Below are 18,776 nucleotides of genomic sequence, written 5' to 3' on the forward strand. Positions count from 1 at the left end.
TCACCTATAAATATTTATACTATATACTTCTGCTTATTTTTATAATCTCCTTCTAGCAGCATGCAATTCCTTAAAGGTTTTATCAACAATTTTTCTCCACTAGCATATGATGAAATTTATTCGACATATATCTTAGTAATTCCTTCTTTAGAACCTAAAAAAAAACATTCTGAATATTTATCATGGTAGAACATATATATTATTTCTTAGAAGGAATAAATTTTTCATGAAAAATTTCAATTGCATGGGAGTCTGTACATGTTGCTATAAAGTCAGTTACGCTTCTTTCCAAACCTTCTTTGCTAATGTTACCATAATATTTTATGGGCATTTCCTTAGGGTGACTTAAAAAATAAGTATACAAAGATTCGACAATAAATTCTGCTTTCTTTTTTTCTTCAGAACATATTTCACCATAATATACATTTTTAAACATAAAGTTTCTTAATATGTTCATCGCTTCTAAAATCTCATCACTTTGATAAATATCTATATTTATACCTTCTTTATGATTTTTATTCGTTTCATTAATAACATCAATTACAAATGTATTAATTCTTTCACTATGGCTACTACCAAGTCTTTTCAATACAATGGATGGTAAATCTTCTATTTTAAGTATACCAGCATTTATACTATCTTGAATATCGTGACATAAATAGGTGATACGATCTACTTTCCTTACTAATTTTCCTTCTAGCGTTAGTGGCTCTTTTGGTCCTGTATGGTTTAATATTCCATCTCTAACTTCCAATGTTAAATTTAAGCCTCTACCATCTCTCTCTAAAATATCTACCACTCTAAGACTCTGCTCGTTATGTCTAAATCTGCCACTTAACCTATCTAGCACGTCTTCACCTCTATGTCCAAAGCATGTATGACCTAGATCATGACCTAGTGCAATGGCCTCTACTAAGTCCTCATTTAGTCTTAATGCTCTAGCAATAGTACGTGCAATTTGATTAACTTCTAATGTATGAGTTAGTCTAGTTCTAAAAAAATCATTTTTTACAATAAACACCTGAGTTTTTTCTTTAAGGCTTCTAAAGGATTTACAATGAATTATTCTATCTCTATCCCTTTGATATATCGTACGAATATCACATTCTTTTTCTGGTATTATTCTACCTTTACTATTTTTGCTAAACTGAGCAAAAGATGAAAGTGTAGTTTCTTCTAATTGTTCTGTAGTATGTCTAATAGATAGAGTCATAAGCTCCGACCTTTCTATATTTCATTTTCAAAATTAATACTATGCTGTGCTAATAATTTTCAAATTTTTTCTTTATTATATATACCTCATAACTTTAAAAATTCCTCTTTATCGAACATATTTTCTATAACATAAATTTTTACTAATTATATTTTATTTATACCCAATTTAACATTTTAAATTACACTATTGCTATATCATATGATAATGCCCCAGATTAATCTTCCTATGTTGTGCTAGTACTCATCAATATACAACTGCATATGGTACAAAAATAACCGACTATGTCGGTTATTAAAAGTTATAGCCTATATTAATAGTACGATACCATTTATATGAATCTGTTGCTTTAAATTTACTTAGATCAAAACCAGTTAGTCCAAATCCTACTATTGTAATAATAGTACCTGTTATAATTAAACTAATGCCTAACGTAATACATTTCTTTTTGTAATTTTTTATTCTCATATCCTCACCACTTTCTCATTAATCACTCTACCTAATTTTGATCTGAATGTTTTCATTATACCAACTAGTTTTTTATACAAGTAAGTAGTAATTAATGCTAACAAAATCGACAATCCCATAAAAGCAATCCCTAATCCAAGTTGAACAATTCCCACAGGTAGTGTTTCTACCATTACAAATGGTGCTCCCAAAATACTAACTAAAGATCCAATAAAAAATGAAATTGCACTTACCCCTGTTACGAAAGGAAAACTCCACATAACAATACAAGCAGATAAAACAAATAACATCGCTGATAATGCTAAAGACCCCCATAATGGGAATCCTAAAATTAATAATACTTTATTTATAACTTTACTCCCAGTTGACGGCACTTTAATAATCATATCTTCTTGCTCTAATAAAATAGTATCGGCTATATCTCTTGGGTTACCTACTTTTTCGATTGCATCTACTTCTTTGCATCCATCTTCTTTATAGTCCTCAATCATTTCCTCATAATATCTAATAAATTTATCACGGTCTTGTTTTCCTATACATTTTAGATATCTCTCTAATGTATTTAAAAATTCTAATTTATTCACTCTCCTTACCCCCTTTTATAAAATGATAAATATTCATAACTTGTTGCCAATCATTTAAAAATTCATTTATGTGATTTTTCCCTTCTTCTGTAATCCGATAATACTTACGTAATCTGCTATTATGTTCTACAGAATATGTTTCAAGGTATGCGTTTGATTCTAGACGCTTTAATATTGGGTACAATGTAGATTCTGAAATCTCAATACAATCAGAAACATCTTTTACAATTTGATAACCATACGAATCGGATTTTCTCAATACTGCAAGAACACAAAATTCCAATAAACCCTTTTTTAATTGAATATCCATCTCATACCTCCTGACACCTTATACTATACAATGCATAGTATAAGGTGTCAAGTATTGTTTTTTTAAACAACTATCATTTTTCAGTAGAGATTAAAGTAAGTACATAGCCTTTCAAAAACAGAAACACTATATACTCTGAAAGCCATTACTCCTTTAATAAGAACAACAGATTCAAAAAATAATCACATTATTAGTTGCCTAATAATGTGATTATTAAATAATATTTGATTATATCAAGTTTTCGATACATACCTTAATAGTTATATCCTTCTACTGGTTTTCTATAAACACTAACCATCAGAAGTTCAAGAACAAAATGCCCACCACTTTCATCAATGACACATATCCCGACTCTGCCAATATTCCCTTCCCTTCAAGGTAAGCCTGCTGCCGCCTCTTCCTTTTCTGATTTTTACAAAACCCTTTTCCTCCATGTCCTTTAAAATATCTCGAATATCCTTTTGGGACAATAGAAGATGCTGCTTCTTTGCTTCCATCATCAATTTATCTCTTCCGATAAACTCATTCCGCTCCGCTGCCATATAAAGCTCTTCCAGAACAAACCAGAAGGGAGAAACCACCTCCTGCAGTCTCTCCTTCTTCTCCACATTCATCGGTCTGGATGTCCGGCCATGGAAAATAGTAGGCGGTAAATCATCTATCTCAATCACCTGTTTCCCGGTATAAACAAAGTATTCCACTGTGTTATGCAGTTCTCTGATATTTCCCGGCCAGGAATACTGATGCAGAAAGTCTTTCACCTCCTCTGATAACTTAAAGTCACCCTGGAGCTCCTCTTTAAAATGCTCCATCAAAAGAAAAACATCCTCTCCCCGTTCCCGTAGCAGCGGTACTACAACTGTCAAGGTATTTAGACGGTAATATAGGTCCTTTCGGAAGCTTCCTTCCTCAACCTTCTGATCTAGGGATTCATTGGTTGCTGCAACAATTCTTACATCAACGCTTATGATTCCGCTGCCGCCTACACGCATGACTTCGCCTTCCTGCAGAACTCTCAGTAGCTTTACCTGCATGGCCTGACTCATACCTTCTACTTCATCGAGGAACAAGGTACCGCCATGGGCAAATTCAAACAGTCCGGTACGTCCTCCTTTTTTCGCACCAGTAAATGCACCCTCTTCATAGCCGAAAAGCTCGCTTTCCAGAAGATTTTCCGGCATAGCTGCCACATTAATGGCGATAAAAGGACCCTTACTTCGCTTAGATGCACAATGTACCGCATGAGCCAGCAGTTCTTTTCCCGTTCCTGTTTCACCTGCAATTAAAACCGGACTTTCGGTGGCCGCCATCCGTTTTAAAATCTCCTTCGTCCGGCAGATACAATCTGACTCTCCGATTACATCATCAAAGGTGTACTTGGCACAATGACCTTTTTTCAGCAGCTGGCTTCTTAACTCATTCTGTTTGGATTCCAGCTCACTAAATTCCTGCAGGGTAGCAAATGCACCGATGCATTCCTTTTGCCGCAGAACCGGTATAACTGCAATACTTACGTTTACGCCGCCCAGCTTAATCACTTTAGGCGGAATTTCTTTCTTGTCTTTCAAGGCGCTATAAAAAGGAATATACGGAAATACTTTTTCCCCGCACCTGCCAAGGACAAGATTCTCCTCAATCTTTGCAATCTGACAGGCTTTCTTGTTGCATGCAAAGATTTCACCCTTTTCATTAACGCCTATCAGCCCCTCATCCAATATTTCCATCAAAATATGGAACTGGCTTTCCAGTCTTCTAGAACGGGCGTATATCTGATTAAAGCTGTAATTATTCGTTGCCATTGCCTGAAAATAATTCTGGAATTTTTTCGTATCCAGCAGCTGTTCAAGTCCCAGACGCAAGGCAATCTCAATCATCATCCCCGATGTACAGGAACGGTCTCCGATATTTAAAACCTTCTTTACGCTCTGAGGTACATATCTCTCCTCCTCCGGCGTTACAGCCATATCCACCGGCTCTTCCAAAACAGCACCTGGATAAAATGGAATAAAACGAATATGGTTTATCCCCAGCTGCTGCAGCTGTGCAATAGCCTCCCGGGCCATGGTATCCGTCAAATTTACAAAAAGCGCCCGGGTTCCCTTTGGTATCATACTGAGGTTTTGCAGCGTACTCCATCGGTAGGAAACCTCAATTCCCATGGTCTGGCTGTCTATTGGAACATGACGGGCCACTTCTTCTGCGGAACCATATGCATCTGTTGAAATCGCAAATAAATCTGCCTTAGGCAACGCTCCCATGGCAGACCCATCGCTCACGCTGTAGGATGCTATTTTTACATATTCTCCAAACAGTTCATTAATTTCTTTTGCATAAAACTCTCCGGCCTTGGAATCAAAAGCCACTACAGATATCGTTTTTTTCATGTTTCCTCCATAATTTCCTCATATTAGTTACATATATTATAGCTTAAATATTAAGTGAATTCAATTTATTACTTTTTTATATTTCCATGACAAAAGAATGCTGCAAATTCTGTTATACCAACATACATCTTTCTGCAGCATCCATTTTATTGCTATTTTTCTCTCTCTTTAACAGCCAATCCTCGCCTTATTTTACAGCAATTGCTTCAATTTCACATAATACACCCTTTGGAAGGGTCTTTACTGCTACACAACTGCGGGCTGGCTTTGATACGAAATACTTTGCATAAACCTCATTAAAAATTGCAAAATCTCCCATATCCGACAGAAAGCAGGTAGTCTTAAATACTTTTTCAAATCCGGTACCTGCCGCTTCCAGGATGGCACCTACATTTTCACAGCTTTGTTTTGTTTGTTCTTCAATTCCCTCCGCTATTTCTCCATTTTCCGGATTAACTGGAATCTGGCCGGAAGTGTAAACAATCCCGTTTACTTCATAACCTTGAGAATATGGCCCGATAGCTCCGGGCGCTTTTGTTGTTTCAAGAATTTTCATGTGTTCTTCTTCCTTTCTTTTCATATATTATAGGTATTTTTCTTAGTCCTCCAGAGCCTTGTTAATATCCATGGTCAATTCATTGTTTTCTAAAACAAAGCATGGAATTCCTAGGCGTTCTGTTCTTCTGATTTCATCGTAAAGAACATTAGTATCTCTCAGTTTTAGATATTCCTTTAAATCTGCATGACAGGACAGGATATTCTTAAAATCGATATCTGCTCCAGCAGCAGAAAGCTTGTTTAATGCAGCTAGGGTATCTGGGCAAAGATGGCTTCCAATTACAGTAATTTTCATATGATTTCCTCCTTATTTTACAGCTATTGCTTCAATTTCGCATAATACACCCTTTGGAAGGGTCTTTACTGCTACACAACTGCGGGCTGGCTTTGATACGAAATATTTTGCATAAACCTCATTAAAAATTGCAAAATCCCCCATATCTGACAGAAAGCAGGTAGTCTTAAATACTTTTTCAAATCCGGTGCCTGCTGCTTTCAGAATGGCACCTACATTTTCACAGCTTTGCTTTGCTTGTTCTTCAATTCCCTCCGCTATTTCTCCATTTTCCGGATTAACCGGAATCTGGCCGGAAGTGTAAACAATCCCATTTACTTCATAGCCCTGAGAGTATGGTCCGATAGCTCCAGGCGCTTTTGTTGTTTCAAGAATTTTCATGTGTTCTTCTCCTCTCTTTATATTTTACTTTTCTCTATCTTTAACATCCAATCCTTACCTTCCACTAAACGTGCGACAATCATGGAGGCAATGGTATCACCTGACGCATTGAGGCAGGTAGCTGCCGGGTCCACCAAAAATCCGATGGTGGCAACTAATGGAAATGCTTCCCACGGGAAACCAAAGAGACTGACAATCAGCATTTCTCCTACCAGACCGCCGCCTGGAGCACCGGATAATACAAATGCACTTAAAATTGCTACCAAGACAGCCATGGCATAGGTCCCCACTCCTGTAAACGGCATTTGGAACACACCAAACAGGAAAGCAATTTTCGTTATGGACGAAAGTACAGAACCGTCCATATGCATGGTAGCTCCCATAGGCAGAACGATGTTAGAAATATCCTCCGGTACTCCAATATTTTTACAGGCTTCCATATTAACAGGCAGGGTAGCTACAGAACTTTGTGTGGCAAATGCAGTAATTGCAGGATTGAAAATGTTCTGAACCATTTTCTTTACTCCCAGCCTTCCCCCAGCAAAATATGCATAAGCCGGGTAGAAAACCACTCCATAAACAAGACACATAGGATAATAGATCAGCATCGTACGTCCATAATCCCCAATCAGCTGAGGACCAAACTCACCAATCAGGTTTGCAAAATAAGCGCCCAATCCAATAGGAGCTAGCTTCATAATCATTTCCACAATCTTCATAATGACCCTATTCAGGTTTCCTAACAACTGGCCTACATAGCTTTCTTCCCCACCACAGGCAGATACAGCCAGACCAGAAATGATGGCAAATACAATAATCGGCAGCATGTTTTTACGGCTCATAAGACCAGAAAAATCGTCAACCGTCAAAGAGCCTACAATCATAGAGCTGATGCTTGCACTCTCCTGCATCTCTGCGCTTCCCATTGTAATTGCAGTATTCGCTGCTGGCGGCCAGACATTGACAACCGTCAGGACTAGAACTGCTGCGAAGCATCCAGTTACCACAAAGGTCAGCACCATACTTCCCAGAATTTTACCCAGACGTTTCATATTCAGCATACTGCCTACAGCGGTTGCAATTGAAACAAATACCATCGGAACTACGATAGTAAACATTAAATTAATGAAAATATCCCCCAAAGGCGCAAATACTGTTGCCTTTTCCCCCAAAATAACACCCAGTATAGCTCCTGTAATAATCCCACCAAGTAAAATGAGAGGAAATCGATAATTCTTCCATATTTTCTTCTTATCCATATGTTTATGCTCTCCTTTCCATAATTTCATAAAAATGCTCTCTTTTATATTTTATAATTTATCAACTGCTTCTTTTAATTGTTTCAATGCCTGTTCCAGTATAGAGCGCGGACATGCTGCATTAAGTCTCATGTAACCGGAAAGGCTACGTCCAAAGCTGCATCCTTCATTTAAGCCTAGACCAGCCTTCTGAATCATGAAGTCACGGAGTTCTTCATTGCTCATGCCTAATTCTCGGCAGTCCAGCCAGACCAGATATGTAGCATCTGGAACATTGGGCTTAATTTTTGGGATGTTTCCATCAAAATATTTCTTAATAAAATCAAAGTTTTCTGATACGTAAGCAAGCAGTTGTGTCAACCACTCTTCACCTTCATTGTAAGCCGCTTCCATGGCTACTGAGCTGAAAGCATTGTTTCTATGAATATCCATATTCATCCAAAAACGGTCGAACTTCTGCTTCATCTGTTCATTTGGAAAGATAGTCGTAGAAGCCTGAAGACCTGCTAAGTTGAAAGTTTTAGTTGCAGATACACAGGTAATGATTTTTTCCGCAATTTCTTTGGAAAGTGTTGCTGTAGGCGTATGCTTCTTTCCATGGAAAATCAAATCTGAGTGTATCTCGTCTGACACCAGAAGAACATCGTTTGCAATACAGATTTCCGCCATCCTCTTTAATTCCTTAGGCTCCCATACAATGCCAAGGGGATTGTGAGGATTACACAGAAAAAAAATCTTACACTCTTTTGCCTTTTTTTCAAAGTCCTCAAAATCAATATACCATTTTCCATTTTTCTCTATCAACTGATTTTCTACCACTACTCGTTCCCAAGCCTCTGTGACATCATAAAACTCTGAATAAACCGGAGTCTGAATCAAAATTTTGTCGCCGGTGTGGGTGAAAATTTTAACAATAGTCGACAATGCAGGAACAACTCCTAAGCTCCAGCTCATCAGAGATACATCAACATCCCATTGATTCCTCCTTTTTTGCCATTCCTGTACGGCCTTAAAGTAGCTGTCCGGTCTGGAAGTATAGCCCCAGATGCCTTCCTCAGCTTTCCTTTTGCAAGCATCGATGATTGGCTGAGCAGTTCTGAAATCCATATCCGCAATCCACAAAGGAATCACTTCACTTGTATCGAATTTCCCCACCCGTTCATCATACTTTGCAGCACGGTTATTACTGCGGTCAACGATTTCATCAAAATCATATTTCATAATAAATCTTCCTTTCCTCACTGCCCTTGCTGTTTGCAGTTGATACTAAATATAATGAGCAAAAACCATGCCAAAATTTTTTTCGGCATTTTTTTAAAAAAATTTATATTTTTTAGCCTTTTCAGTTTATTTTAATTGGTCTATTTGGTTATATATATGGTCAATCTGACCATTTTAACCATATTCTTTGTTCATTTTACCTTTCTTTCCGATTCTAACCTCCCCTTTTTCTCCGATTCAAAATTGGCATATTTTTTGCTCTATATAAAAAGTAAAAAAGCAAACCCTGAAAGGAGATTTTCCCAATGCTAACAAAAGAAAATTTATTAGCCTTATTAAAGCAGGAGGTTGTTCCCGCCCTCGGATGTACCGAACCTGTTTGTGTAGCCCTAGCTGCGGCAGACGCCTACCATGCCATTGGAGGCAAAATTGTTTCTATTAAAATAGAGGTAAATCCTGGAGTTTATAAAAACGGAATGTCTGTAGGTATCCCCAACTTCGACCGCGTAGGCCTTAAATATGCGGCCTCACTGGGAGCAACCATGGGAAATCCTGAGAAGAAGCTGGAGCTTTTAGAGGACATCACACTAGAGGTAAGTCAGAAAGCCATAAAAATTGTAGAAAACAGCCAGGTTATAGTAGTGATTAAGCATGAAGAAACTCAATTATATGTACGATCGGAAATTATCACCACTGCTGGAATCGGTATCAGCGAAATCCGCGGCACCCATTCCAATATCATTTTTACCAAACGAAATAATGATGTACTTCTGCAGAAAGAATACTTTGCCGAATCTGACGATTCCCTTCATCAACAGCTTAAGCTTATGAACATAGCTGAAATGCGTGAGTTGATTGGTCAGTGCAGTGAAGAAGAACTTTCCTTCCTGCTAGATGGCGTTGATATGAATGAAAGGCTGGCAGACTATGGTCTGGAGCATTCTCTGGGAATCGGCATCGCTTCTGCCCTACAGGAAAAAATGACTGCAGATATTATGGGAGATAATTTATTCAGCCGAACTATGCTCCGCGTTGCCAGCAGCGCCGAAGGTCGTATGAGCGGTTGCCCATACGCTGTCATGAGCAGTGCCGGCAGCGGCAATCACGGAATCACAGCTATTCTTCCCGTAGCCGAAATGGCCCGTTACTTAAATTCCTCTAGAGAGCAACTGGTAAAAGCACTGGCATTTTCACACACTCTGAACGTTTATATCAAGCTTTTTACAGGCAAGCTATCTGCCACCTGTGGCTGCGGCGTATCCGCTGCTACAGCAGCATCAGCAGCTATGGTATGGCTGATGGGCGGAAATGACCGCCAAATTGCCAATAGTATTATTAACATGAGTGGAAATTTAACCGGTATGATTTGTGACGGCGGCAAAATCGGCTGTGCCTTAAAGCTGGCTACTGCAACAAATGCAGCATTAATGTGTGCTTATCTGGCTATGTCTGACGTAGCGCTGCAGCCATCAGACGGAATCTGCGATATAACAGCAGAACAAGCTATACGAAACATGGGACAAGTTAGCAATCCTGGCATGGCTGAAACAGACCGAACCATTCTCTCTATCATGATAGAGAAAGACCAGAGGTAGTAAACTGTACCCTGTAAGATAGATGCAGAAAAGAGGCTGTGTTAACTTACAGGGTACTTTTTTTATTAGTAGCTATTATTATTTCCTCTGTATTATTGCTATTAATATCGTTAACAAAACATTGATTGTTACAGTAAACATTAGAACTGCAACACTTCTTAACCGTATATTTCTAACTATTCTAGCTAACTGCAGAAACTAAAAATTATGCGTTATAAATATAAACGTATTATGTTATATATTTATAACTCTATTAATATATATATTAATGTGAAAGACATGTGAAAGAGGGATTATTTATGAAAAAAAAATTTAATGACGTAAATAAGTTAGGCTATTTAGGTTTATTCGGATTGTTAGGTTTATTGGGATTATTCACAAATAATACGAATTATTTTGGATTTCTTGGATTCTTTGGATTTTTCGGCTACTTCAAGGTGGTACAAGATTAGTTATTAAGATGAGAATTGTGCCTCAATCGATGACCTTGCACCTTTCTTTGTTTTAAATTTTTGAGATGCCTCTCTCCATACTTTTATAACTTCGTTACTGCTGAGTTCTGCATTCTTCAAATGTTTTAAAGCTTCCTTTTCTGAATTATAAATCATATCAGTATAGTTGTCTTATCTTTTATAGAGTTATCTATGCCATGGCAAACAACAACGCTAATCCATGCATTTGGAAATAGGTTCAAAAAGTCATCTTCAATAATAAGCTTTTGCATTAAAATATACCTCCTTAAAGATAGATAATAAAAAAAGCCATAGAAATATTATTAAATATCTCCCAGGCTTTTATCCCTCCGTGTACACAGTTAACTGTGTGTTTTCTCTCGGACCTGCCAGGTACAAACTGCGGAACCCTAGAAAACTTAAATATATAATTAAATTATGATTTACAGGTCTAAAGTTATAAACTAATTTTAGGATAATATTAAGATTGAATCAACTTGTATACCTTCCTTCACAAAATCTTACATATCCGATTCTAATATAAATCTTTCTAAACCAGTAGAAATTTTATACTACTATTATGTCCTAGAATTTATATTTTTCCTATCATTCACTTTTCTTTTCAATAAAACTACGTACTGTATTTCTAACTAATCCATCTTTTATATGTCCCTTCTCTATAAAAAACATAGATATTGCTCCTAAACCAACATGAGTTCCTACAGAAACTCCCATCTGCATAATATATATGTCTCCTAAAAAATCAGTTTCGTTTTGAATTTTTATTTTTAAATTTTCAGCAACTTCTATATCTGATGTATATCCTATTATAATAAAATTTGTAATATCTGTGTCATTTCTGTTAATAAATTCATTAATATAGTAATTTAATACTCTTTTCTGTCCTCTTTCCTTTGCAACTATTGCGCCCTTCCCTTTCCTCATGGTCATTATTGGTTTTAAACGTAAAATCTTACCAATAAATGCACTTGCATTTGTAAGCCTTCCACTTTTTATTAAATGATCTAAATCGTCAACGGAAAGAAAGTGCTTTACATTTATTTTATAAACTTCATTAAATTCAACTATTTCTTCAAATGAAGCTCCACTTTCTCTCATCATTGCACTTTTAAGAATTAACCAACCACTTCCATGACTCATGCATTTGGAGTCAACAACATGTATTTTAATAGAAGAGTCAGGATTTTTCTCATTGAAATAACCCTTTGCAATTACAGCTGATTGATAAGATCCACTTGTTCCACTGGACATACATATACATAATATTTCTTTGTATCCATCTTTAACCGCCTTATTCATTATATCTAAAAATTCTGTTGGACTTGGCATACCTGTTGTTGGATACTCGGATAATCCCTCCATAATTCCATAGAAATCATTGGGCTGAATATCTATCCTATCTCTGTATATCTTCCCCTCTATATTTATCGTCAAGGGCGCCAAGCTTATATCGTATTTTTCAAGTATTTCATTTGACAAGTCACATGTTGAATCAGCTATAATTTTTATCATACATACCCTCCAAAATAATCTTTACCATTTAGAATAAATTATTTTATATCTATATATTTATATGTATTCTACATTTTTCCCTATAATTCCTCTAAAATTGACATTTATTTTTATTTTATTTCGATTCAATCTCATTCCTACCAATATTATTAAAAATCACCAGATATTATTATGTCTTCATTATACATCTAATGATCGGTTTAACATTTTTACCTAATGAATCTATACTATATACAAAGAAGATATCTCCAGACATAACATATTTCAATAAAAAATAGGGTATTATCTCTTAAGTTACTAAGAAATAATGCCCTTGATTTATTTTATACTAAATCTATCAAACCATTGCTAGCAAAATATACCAACCTACCTTTTTCACATTAAGGAACACTTCTAATGAAAAAAATATATGTGGTTATAAATTCATGTACTGCGAATATTATTTGTATACTATCTTCCTGACCGTTTCCGGTGAAAGACAGTATTCCTCAGCAAGTTCTTCAATGCTTGCTTTGTTAAAAAATCTATTTCGAATTTCTTCATTTCGCTGTTTGTAAAACATTCTTGCCCCAGTATCATGCCCCCACTTCTTGCGTTCTATATTGCTTGGAATATACAGAGTCTCGCCCGAGGCATATTTCCACCATTATTTAGCACCATTTATATGATACTCTTATTAGTTAGTGAGCATATAATGTATCGAATAAAAATAAAGGAGTCTGATATATATGGAAAATTATTGCACCTCAAACTTTACAGAGCAGCAAGATAATCACTGTGGGTGTAGATACTATCATCCCTGCAGATTTCCAAAGCCCTCAATATATTCACCCTCTATGGAGTATACAGTGTCAGTACCAATAAACTTAGCAAAATCTTTAGAGGGGAAGTACTTTGTTGGTTATGCAGATAACCTTACCTTCGGAAAAGGAACCAGCGCATGGGCAAGACTTTATAACCCACCTAATTCTGGTGTGAATTTGCATGTAACTGTTTGGACTGTTACAGACATATCAGAAAGTCCCTTCAGAGCTCAAATATGGTTTAATGCAGTTCCACCAGGAACACCGCAGGATTCTCAGTTAGTAACCCCTGCTAACCTTGCCCTTTATCCAATACCGACACCAAAAGTTAGACTTCAGTATGCCTCTACGGTGACAGGTGAACCAACTGGAGGAATCAAGGCCTTTGTTCGTCGTGGCCAACCTGAAACTACACTAGTTGATGATGAGCAAGGCAAATTTATCTTCCCACCAGGCGGCTCTTTTCTAATTTTCTTATCTAATCCTGAGGCACCTGATATTACAGCTGGAGGAAGAATAGCCTTTGGCTGGTGGGAAGAACCTATAGTTTGCGAAAGATAACTCCAGTAGATTAAATATTTAATCAAAAATAACTAGCTAGTACTTAATACTAGCTAGTTATTTTTTTTAACCTATACTTATATACGAAATTGGCGGCTACAATCATAATAGAGCAATCGCACTTTGTCACCATTATAGGACACTTCTTTCGAACATAAATTTTATAGTTGTTCTGACTAACTGCACAAAATATAAATATTGTGAAGTAAATAATGTTCTTTGAAAACTGAATAATGCAGTATTATAAAATAGAAATTTACTATAACAATATAGAAAATATGGTATAATTTTCTTGTTGGGTAAATCAGATTAGTAGCAAACAATGAATCAAAACTGTTAAGGGGGTGAGGCAATATGAAAAGAAAGTTTCCGATATTAATTATTATGGTAAGTTTAATTTTTGGAATGACAGGATGTATTATAAGAAATCAAAGTTCAGCACACAATACTATTACGGAAGGTCAGAAAATAACTGATACCTATATCTATACTGTTGAAGATGACTTTAATGGAATGAAATTAGAAATAAATTTAGCACTCACAAAAGGTGAGGTCGAATTTGAGCTTAAAGACCCAAATGGAGTTATAAAATGGGATGGAAAAGCTACTTCAGAAAAATCGATTAATGAAATTAGAGAATTTGAAAAAATAGTTGGAGAATGGACTTTAATTTTTAAAAGTATTGATAATACAGGTGAAGGGAAGTTAGAATTACAGTTTAATAGATTGTAAAAAATATAAAAGTTAAATAATTATTTAAAATACCGTATTATTCAGGAATGAATTTTACGGTATTTTTTATGTCGCAATCTAAGAATATTATGTATTAGTATTACTAAATATTTAGTAATGCATTTGAAATTTCACCAGATCTTTCAACCGTTATACCAAGTTTTTTCTTAAATCTTTCATCCTACATTCTTGCAATAATTATCTTGTTGGGGGATATTTCCTTAATAATACTTGTTATCTTCTGAATTGATTCTTCATCATCGTTATAGCCCTTAATGATAGTAATTTCAAATATAAATTTCCCTTTGTATTGTTTATTAAAGGAAATCATGTTTGAAATATATTCTACTAACGTATATCCTTAAATCGATCTTTGGATTTTTTGAAAATCTTCTTCTGTTATTAGTTTTATCTCTCTAACAACCTCATCACATTTATTAGCAATTTTTATATATTTATCTCTACCTAGTAAATATCCATTAGAAAGCAGTCTTACAGGTAAACCTTTGACTTTGATAAAGTCGACAATATCACCAATTTTATCATTTACTAAGGCTTCTCCTTTTGAGTTAATAAAAATTAATGTGCTTTTGTATTTTCTATCATGCTTTCTAGTTCAATCAACAAACTATCTATTTTATCAAATGACTTTTGGGTATCTACCTTATTTTTTGACCTTCAAATAGGACAAAATATACAGCCAAAGTTACAATGATTTTCTGGAAGTATGTTAACTTCCAGCACCTTTCTTCCATCTTCAATATAGATATCTTTATAACTGAAACCGCCCATCACCTTATCCTTCTCAAATTACTTTATTGATACTTCTTTATTGTTAATATCAAGAATTGAAACCTTACATGTTCCACCTAGATTATCCTGTACTGTTTTTGCTAAATCTTTTAAAGCATTCTCAAACTCTTTTAATCTTCTTTCATCAATTAATTCAATGCATAAAAAAGCATTTTTGGTATTTTCAGTGAGCATTGTTCTTACTGATTCGCGCCAATTCCAACACCTGCAAATTGCTCCTTCATTAATGCCCAACAACATGCCATATCGTAATAATACCACTTTTAAGAGCCTTCTTTATTAAGGGTTGTCGATAACTTGACAATGGATGACTTCTCATGAAACATTCTAAAAGCTCTTTCATAATATTGAATGCTTCTATTATAATTTTCATGTCTCTACTAGATTGAAATTATATGTAAGGGTGTAGCAGTAGACAAACCATTTGAGAATGGTATATTAGCCTACTTATTTATATACTCCTCTATAATTCTCAGGTAACAATTCTGCTATTTTCTTCATTATATATTTTGTAGCAAAATCTTCATATTCTTTTTTATCTTGCTCTTTCGATCTCTTGGGAGATTCAAATTGTTTTCCAATGTTGATATGAACATCTGCATAATAAAAGGTTTCCGCACTCATATCCCCTTCTTTATTTATAGGCAACAGTTTTTCTGTCCCATATAATCCTATAGGTACAATAGGGGCTCCTGTCATTGTTGCTATAAGAAGGATTCCTTTTTTTGCTTCTATCAAACTACCAACTCTACTTCTAGTCCCTTCTGGAAAAATCAATAAGCTTTCTCCCTGCTTAACAAGCTTAATAATTTTTCTAAGACCCTCTTTATCAGCAGTATTAGGTTTTATATTTGTAGTCTTTATTACATTAACACCTATACTTGTGATAACATTATTTGATAGCTTCACACCTGCTACAAAAGTTGGATCAATCTCTTTTAAAGCCTTGTCTAATACTAATCCATCAGAATTGCTTAAATGATTACATATAAAAATAGTTGGTGTTTTAATTCCCTTTAAGTTTTCACTTCCCTCTATGTTTATATTCGCATATTTTTTTAGGTATTTATCAACAATTTTTTTAGATACATATGTGACAAATTTATCCGGTAAAATATTTATAATTTTTGCCGTTGCAGTGCCTATCATCTACTTCCCCCTCCCAAAGGTTTCTATACATGAGATTGAACATTGAGACACGTAAAATGTCTAGAAACGATTATTGTTATGTTGTGTAGTTATGCACCAATCTTAGAAGACTATCTTCCATGGAGCGAATAAGTTCAACTACTTTCGAGTAAATGTGTCCTTATTTCTAAGAGCCTGAATTTACTATTTTATAAATTTTTCTATATTTCACTCATATTTCCTTCTTTTTTTACAGATTATCCCTTAGATTATTTACTCTTTTGGTTTGTGCCACAATTATAAGAAGTTTATAATACAAAACAGGGTATGCCACCAAGCCTTCACTTGAATTACAGCACACCCTGTTATACCGACGCTATAGAGCAATCGTTTTGGGTTATACATCTAGGTTTATGTGTATGCGTCTCTAATTAGATCGGAGGACGTTGTCAATTACTGAGGATGACGTAGTGATGCATGGGCAGCTGCTATCAAAATAGACCAATCTACTTTTTTTACATTATGGAACACTTTTTGTAACCATAAATCTATAGCTGTTTTGACTTACTGCTTCAAATAACAATATTACAGTCTGATTTATCTATACTGATTACTGTAAATACATTTAAAATAGATCAGTACTTAAGTATTTTAATCCGCTATCATTAAGTGTTAGTACAATATTTTTTCCCTTCTCTTTATCTTTCAACAGTTGAATTGCTGCACAGACATTAGCTCCTGATGAAAAACCAACAAATGTCCCCTCTAGTCTGGCTAGATCCCTTGTCATTTGGATAACTTCTTCGTCTGTGACTTGTATGCATCCATCAATTAATTCTTTATTTACCTTTGATAAATCCATAGCATATCCGCATCCTTGAACCTGATGACGTCCTTCATTGATGAGATCTTTTCCTGCATACACTGCAGCATTAGCAGGTTCAACAATATAGCAACGTATATTTTTATTATACTCTTTAAATTTTTCTGCACATCCTTCAAAGGTACCGCCACTTCCTACAATATCAACGAAACAATCTATTTTCCCATCGCTTTGTTCTAATATTTCTACAGCAGTATGAAGTAGATGAGCTCTATAGGAACTATCCAAATTGAACTGGTCTGCACGAAATGCATTTCTTTCCTTTGTTAATTTTACAGCCATTTCTTCTACTAGTTTTAAATCTTCTCCTGATACTTGCCCTTTTACTGAATTTTTAGCTTGTGGTACTATAATAACTTCTGCTCCAAGTGCACACATCATTCTGGCTCGTTCCATAGAATTTCCTTCTGACATACAAGCGATAAAAGGATGCCCTTTTGCCTGACAGACAATTGAAAGACCTGTGCCTGTATTTCCACTTGTTAGCTCAATAACGGTCTGACCGGGCTTCAATTCACCACTTGCTTCAGCTTCCTCAATCATCTGCAAAGCAGGACGATCTTTTTTGCTGAATCCAGGATTTAAGTACTCTAATTTTGCAAAAATATTTCCCTCTACTCCGTAGTGCTTTGTAATTCTACTAAGTCGTAACATTGGAGTTTCTCCAATAGCCTCATAAATATTTTCCATCATTTTTTTCATCTTTCTTGCCTCCTTATAATAATTACGGTATAATTAATTTTAGTTTACAATTGAAAAATATAATTAACGTTAAATATATTTTAAAATTGTTAATAATATTTGTCAACAGTAATAAAGGAGGCTGAGTACTTATGAATATAAATTTAATTATTGCTGAAAATCTAAAAAGACTTCGTAACGAGCGAAATTTGAGCTTAAGTCAACTTGCAGAATTATCTGCTCTTAGTAAAGTTATACTTTCTCAAATAGAAAAAGGTGAAACTAATCCAACAATAAATACTATTTGGAAAATAGCTGCTGGATTAAATGTTCCCTATACATCATTATTAGAACGGCAACAACAGGATACTTATGTTATAAAAAAGTCGGATATAGCTTCACAAGCAGCTAATGATGGACAATATCGTCTTTATTGTTACTACTCCAATACACCTCATCGTAATTTTGAACTTTTTCAAATGGAACTTGATGAAGGATGTAGATATAGTTCTGTTGGGCACCCTGAAAAGTCTGAAGAATATCTAATGGTTTTAGAAGGACAATTAACTTTAGAAGTAAACAATGAAACCTTTATTCTGGGTGCTGATGATACCATTACTTTCTCTGCTGCTACTAAACATGTTTACTTCAATAGTGGAAAAGGTATCTTAAAAACTTCTATAGTAAATTTTTATCCTGTCTAGCAATGATTTAACTATAGAACTCCCCCATGTTATAATGATGAATACAATAAAAATTCCTTTTCTATCCTATTTCATGTTTTATAAAATTTGCTGTAACCACTTATTTTTGTCAAACAAATAGGGTACTATTTCTTAAAGTTTATAAGTAATAGTACCCTTACTTTATTCACACTGTCTTCATCTAAAGCATTATTGCTCTTTTTAAAAGTATACATTTC

Annotated in this window: 20 protein-coding genes and 1 riboswitch; of the genes, 5 read left to right on the forward strand and 15 right to left on the reverse strand. The window is 35.1% G+C overall.

The genetic code is table 11. The features are described 5' to 3' along the window. Window positions 1-199 precede the first annotated feature (199 nt). The 10 genes from HYG84_RS14750 to HYG84_RS14795 form a co-directional block, all read right to left on the reverse strand. Window positions 200-1,213 carry a deoxyguanosinetriphosphate triphosphohydrolase gene (locus tag HYG84_RS14750; protein ID WP_212378514.1) on the reverse strand — a complete coding sequence of 338 codons (1,014 nt, stop codon included), beginning with the start codon at window positions 1,211-1,213 and terminating at the stop codon, window positions 200-202. A 294-nt stretch (window positions 1,214-1,507) separates the two neighbouring features. Continuing rightward, window positions 1,508-1,681 carry a hypothetical protein gene (locus HYG84_RS14755; protein ID WP_212378516.1) on the reverse strand — a complete coding sequence of 58 codons (174 nt, stop codon included), beginning with the start codon at window positions 1,679-1,681 and terminating at the stop codon, window positions 1,508-1,510. Further along, the gene (locus tag HYG84_RS14760; protein ID WP_212378518.1) at window positions 1,678-2,265 is read right to left on the reverse strand and encodes a DUF1700 domain-containing protein; all 588 of its coding nucleotides are present in this window, start codon (window positions 2,263-2,265) and stop codon (window positions 1,678-1,680) included. Before HYG84_RS14760 ends, HYG84_RS14755 begins: the two co-directional genes overlap by 4 nt. Continuing rightward, a complete protein-coding gene (locus HYG84_RS14765) occupies window positions 2,258-2,575 on the reverse strand; it encodes a PadR family transcriptional regulator (protein ID WP_212378520.1) in 318 nt (105 codons plus the stop codon). The genes HYG84_RS14760 and HYG84_RS14765 overlap by 8 nt, the downstream gene beginning before the upstream one ends. Before the next feature lie 332 nt (window positions 2,576-2,907). Beyond that, window positions 2,908-4,959: a sigma-54 interaction domain-containing protein gene (locus HYG84_RS14770; protein WP_212378522.1), complete on the reverse strand. Its 2,052-nt coding sequence runs from the start codon at window positions 4,957-4,959 to the stop codon at window positions 2,908-2,910. 187 nt (window positions 4,960-5,146) lie between these two features. Beyond that, window positions 5,147-5,539: a RidA family protein gene (locus HYG84_RS14775; protein ID WP_330655488.1), complete on the reverse strand. Its 393-nt coding sequence runs from the start codon at window positions 5,537-5,539 to the stop codon at window positions 5,147-5,149. 18 nt (window positions 5,540-5,557) lie between these two features. Further along, window positions 5,558-5,812 (reverse strand): glutaredoxin, encoded by a 255-nt coding sequence (locus HYG84_RS14780; protein ID WP_212378524.1) that lies wholly within the window; start codon window positions 5,810-5,812, stop codon window positions 5,558-5,560. Between the two features lie 12 nt (window positions 5,813-5,824). Beyond that, window positions 5,825-6,193, reverse strand: coding sequence for a RidA family protein (locus HYG84_RS14785; RefSeq protein ID WP_212378526.1), 369 nt, complete (start codon window positions 6,191-6,193; stop codon window positions 5,825-5,827). A 17-nt stretch (window positions 6,194-6,210) separates the two neighbouring features. Beyond that, on the reverse strand, window positions 6,211-7,482 hold the full coding sequence (locus HYG84_RS14790; protein ID WP_330655489.1) for a dicarboxylate/amino acid:cation symporter: 1,272 nt from the start codon (window positions 7,480-7,482) through the stop codon (window positions 6,211-6,213). Window positions 7,483-7,503: 21 nt separating this feature from the next. After that, window positions 7,504-8,673 carry a MalY/PatB family protein gene (locus HYG84_RS14795; RefSeq protein WP_212378528.1) on the reverse strand — a complete coding sequence of 390 codons (1,170 nt, stop codon included), beginning with the start codon at window positions 8,671-8,673 and terminating at the stop codon, window positions 7,504-7,506. A 305-nt stretch (window positions 8,674-8,978) separates the two neighbouring features. Here HYG84_RS14795 and HYG84_RS14800 point away from each other — a divergent pair, with 305 nt between their 5' ends. Continuing rightward, entirely contained in the window at window positions 8,979-10,268 is a 1,290-nt protein-coding gene (locus HYG84_RS14800; protein ID WP_212378530.1) for an L-cysteine desulfidase family protein, read from the forward strand. A gap of 299 nt (window positions 10,269-10,567) precedes the next feature. After that, window positions 10,568-10,720 (forward strand): DUF3796 domain-containing protein, encoded by a 153-nt coding sequence (locus tag HYG84_RS14805; RefSeq protein ID WP_212378532.1) that lies wholly within the window; start codon window positions 10,568-10,570, stop codon window positions 10,718-10,720. A gap of 329 nt (window positions 10,721-11,049) precedes the next feature. Next, window positions 11,050-11,145: riboswitch (guanidine-I (ykkC/yxkD leader) on the reverse strand. A 181-nt stretch (window positions 11,146-11,326) separates the two neighbouring features. Here HYG84_RS14805 and HYG84_RS14815 read toward each other — a convergent pair. Together HYG84_RS14815 and HYG84_RS20900 are read right to left on the reverse strand one after the other, a co-directional pair. After that, a complete protein-coding gene (locus tag HYG84_RS14815; protein ID WP_212378535.1) occupies window positions 11,327-12,253 on the reverse strand; it encodes a DegV family protein in 927 nt (308 codons plus the stop codon). Window positions 12,254-12,692: 439 nt separating this feature from the next. Continuing rightward, window positions 12,693-12,872 carry a hypothetical protein gene (locus HYG84_RS20900; protein WP_442860813.1) on the reverse strand — a complete coding sequence of 60 codons (180 nt, stop codon included), beginning with the start codon at window positions 12,870-12,872 and terminating at the stop codon, window positions 12,693-12,695. A gap of 229 nt (window positions 12,873-13,101) precedes the next feature. Here HYG84_RS20900 and HYG84_RS14820 point away from each other — a divergent pair, with 229 nt between their 5' ends. Further along, entirely contained in the window at window positions 13,102-13,617 is a 516-nt protein-coding gene (locus HYG84_RS14820; protein WP_330655490.1) for a DUF6143 family protein, read from the forward strand. A gap of 354 nt (window positions 13,618-13,971) precedes the next feature. After that, complete coding sequence (locus tag HYG84_RS14825; protein WP_212378537.1) at window positions 13,972-14,349, forward strand: hypothetical protein; 378 nt, start codon at window positions 13,972-13,974, stop codon at window positions 14,347-14,349. Window positions 14,350-15,159: 810 nt separating this feature from the next. Here HYG84_RS14825 and HYG84_RS14835 read toward each other — a convergent pair. From HYG84_RS14835 to HYG84_RS14845, 3 genes are all read right to left on the reverse strand, one after another. Next, a complete protein-coding gene (locus HYG84_RS14835) occupies window positions 15,160-15,423 on the reverse strand; it encodes a hypothetical protein (RefSeq protein ID WP_330655491.1) in 264 nt (87 codons plus the stop codon). Window positions 15,424-15,609: 186 nt separating this feature from the next. Beyond that, entirely contained in the window at window positions 15,610-16,311 is a 702-nt protein-coding gene (locus tag HYG84_RS14840; RefSeq protein ID WP_212378539.1) for a lysophospholipid acyltransferase family protein, read from the reverse strand. Between the two features lie 604 nt (window positions 16,312-16,915). Next, entirely contained in the window at window positions 16,916-17,875 is a 960-nt protein-coding gene (locus HYG84_RS14845; protein WP_212378541.1) for a PLP-dependent cysteine synthase family protein, read from the reverse strand. A gap of 131 nt (window positions 17,876-18,006) precedes the next feature. Between HYG84_RS14845 and HYG84_RS14850 the strand changes: the two genes are divergently transcribed. Next, the gene (locus HYG84_RS14850) at window positions 18,007-18,558 is read left to right on the forward strand and encodes a helix-turn-helix domain-containing protein (RefSeq protein ID WP_212378543.1); all 552 of its coding nucleotides are present in this window, start codon (window positions 18,007-18,009) and stop codon (window positions 18,556-18,558) included. Window positions 18,559-18,776: the final 218 nt, after the last annotated feature.

Source organism: Alkaliphilus sp. B6464, assembly GCF_018141165.1.
In the GTDB taxonomy this organism is placed as follows: Bacteria; Bacillota; Clostridia; order Peptostreptococcales; family Natronincolaceae; genus Alkaliphilus_B.

Excerpts from the sequence above, each read along its gene's own strand:
- HYG84_RS14825 (WP_212378537.1), top strand. The coding sequence starts at position 13,972 with ATGAAAAGAAAGTTTCCGATATTAATTATTATGGTAAGTTTAATTTTT.
- HYG84_RS14775 (WP_330655488.1), bottom strand. The coding sequence starts at position 5,539 with ATGAAAAGAAAGGAAGAAGAACACATGAAAATTCTTGAAACAACAAAA.
- HYG84_RS14840 (WP_212378539.1), bottom strand. The coding sequence starts at position 16,311 with ATGATAGGCACTGCAACGGCAAAAATTATAAATATTTTACCGGATAAA.
- HYG84_RS14780 (WP_212378524.1), bottom strand. The coding sequence starts at position 5,812 with ATGAAAATTACTGTAATTGGAAGCCATCTTTGCCCAGATACCCTAGCT.
- HYG84_RS14805 (WP_212378532.1), top strand. The coding sequence starts at position 10,568 with ATGAAAAAAAAATTTAATGACGTAAATAAGTTAGGCTATTTAGGTTTA.
- HYG84_RS14750 (WP_212378514.1), bottom strand. The coding sequence starts at position 1,213 with ATGACTCTATCTATTAGACATACTACAGAACAATTAGAAGAAACTACA.
- HYG84_RS14755 (WP_212378516.1), bottom strand. The coding sequence starts at position 1,681 with ATGAGAATAAAAAATTACAAAAAGAAATGTATTACGTTAGGCATTAGT.
- HYG84_RS14790 (WP_330655489.1), bottom strand. The coding sequence starts at position 7,482 with ATGAAATTATGGAAAGGAGAGCATAAACATATGGATAAGAAGAAAATA.
- HYG84_RS14795 (WP_212378528.1), bottom strand. The coding sequence starts at position 8,673 with ATGAAATATGATTTTGATGAAATCGTTGACCGCAGTAATAACCGTGCT.
- HYG84_RS14845 (WP_212378541.1), bottom strand. The coding sequence starts at position 17,875 with ATGAAAAAAATGATGGAAAATATTTATGAGGCTATTGGAGAAACTCCA.
- HYG84_RS14850 (WP_212378543.1), top strand. The coding sequence starts at position 18,007 with ATGAATATAAATTTAATTATTGCTGAAAATCTAAAAAGACTTCGTAAC.
- HYG84_RS14770 (WP_212378522.1), bottom strand. The coding sequence starts at position 4,959 with ATGAAAAAAACGATATCTGTAGTGGCTTTTGATTCCAAGGCCGGAGAG.
- HYG84_RS14800 (WP_212378530.1), top strand. The coding sequence starts at position 8,979 with ATGCTAACAAAAGAAAATTTATTAGCCTTATTAAAGCAGGAGGTTGTT.
- HYG84_RS14765 (WP_212378520.1), bottom strand. The coding sequence starts at position 2,575 with ATGGATATTCAATTAAAAAAGGGTTTATTGGAATTTTGTGTTCTTGCA.
- HYG84_RS14815 (WP_212378535.1), bottom strand. The coding sequence starts at position 12,253 with ATGATAAAAATTATAGCTGATTCAACATGTGACTTGTCAAATGAAATA.
- HYG84_RS14785 (WP_212378526.1), bottom strand. The coding sequence starts at position 6,193 with ATGAAAATTCTTGAAACAACAAAAGCGCCTGGAGCTATCGGACCATAC.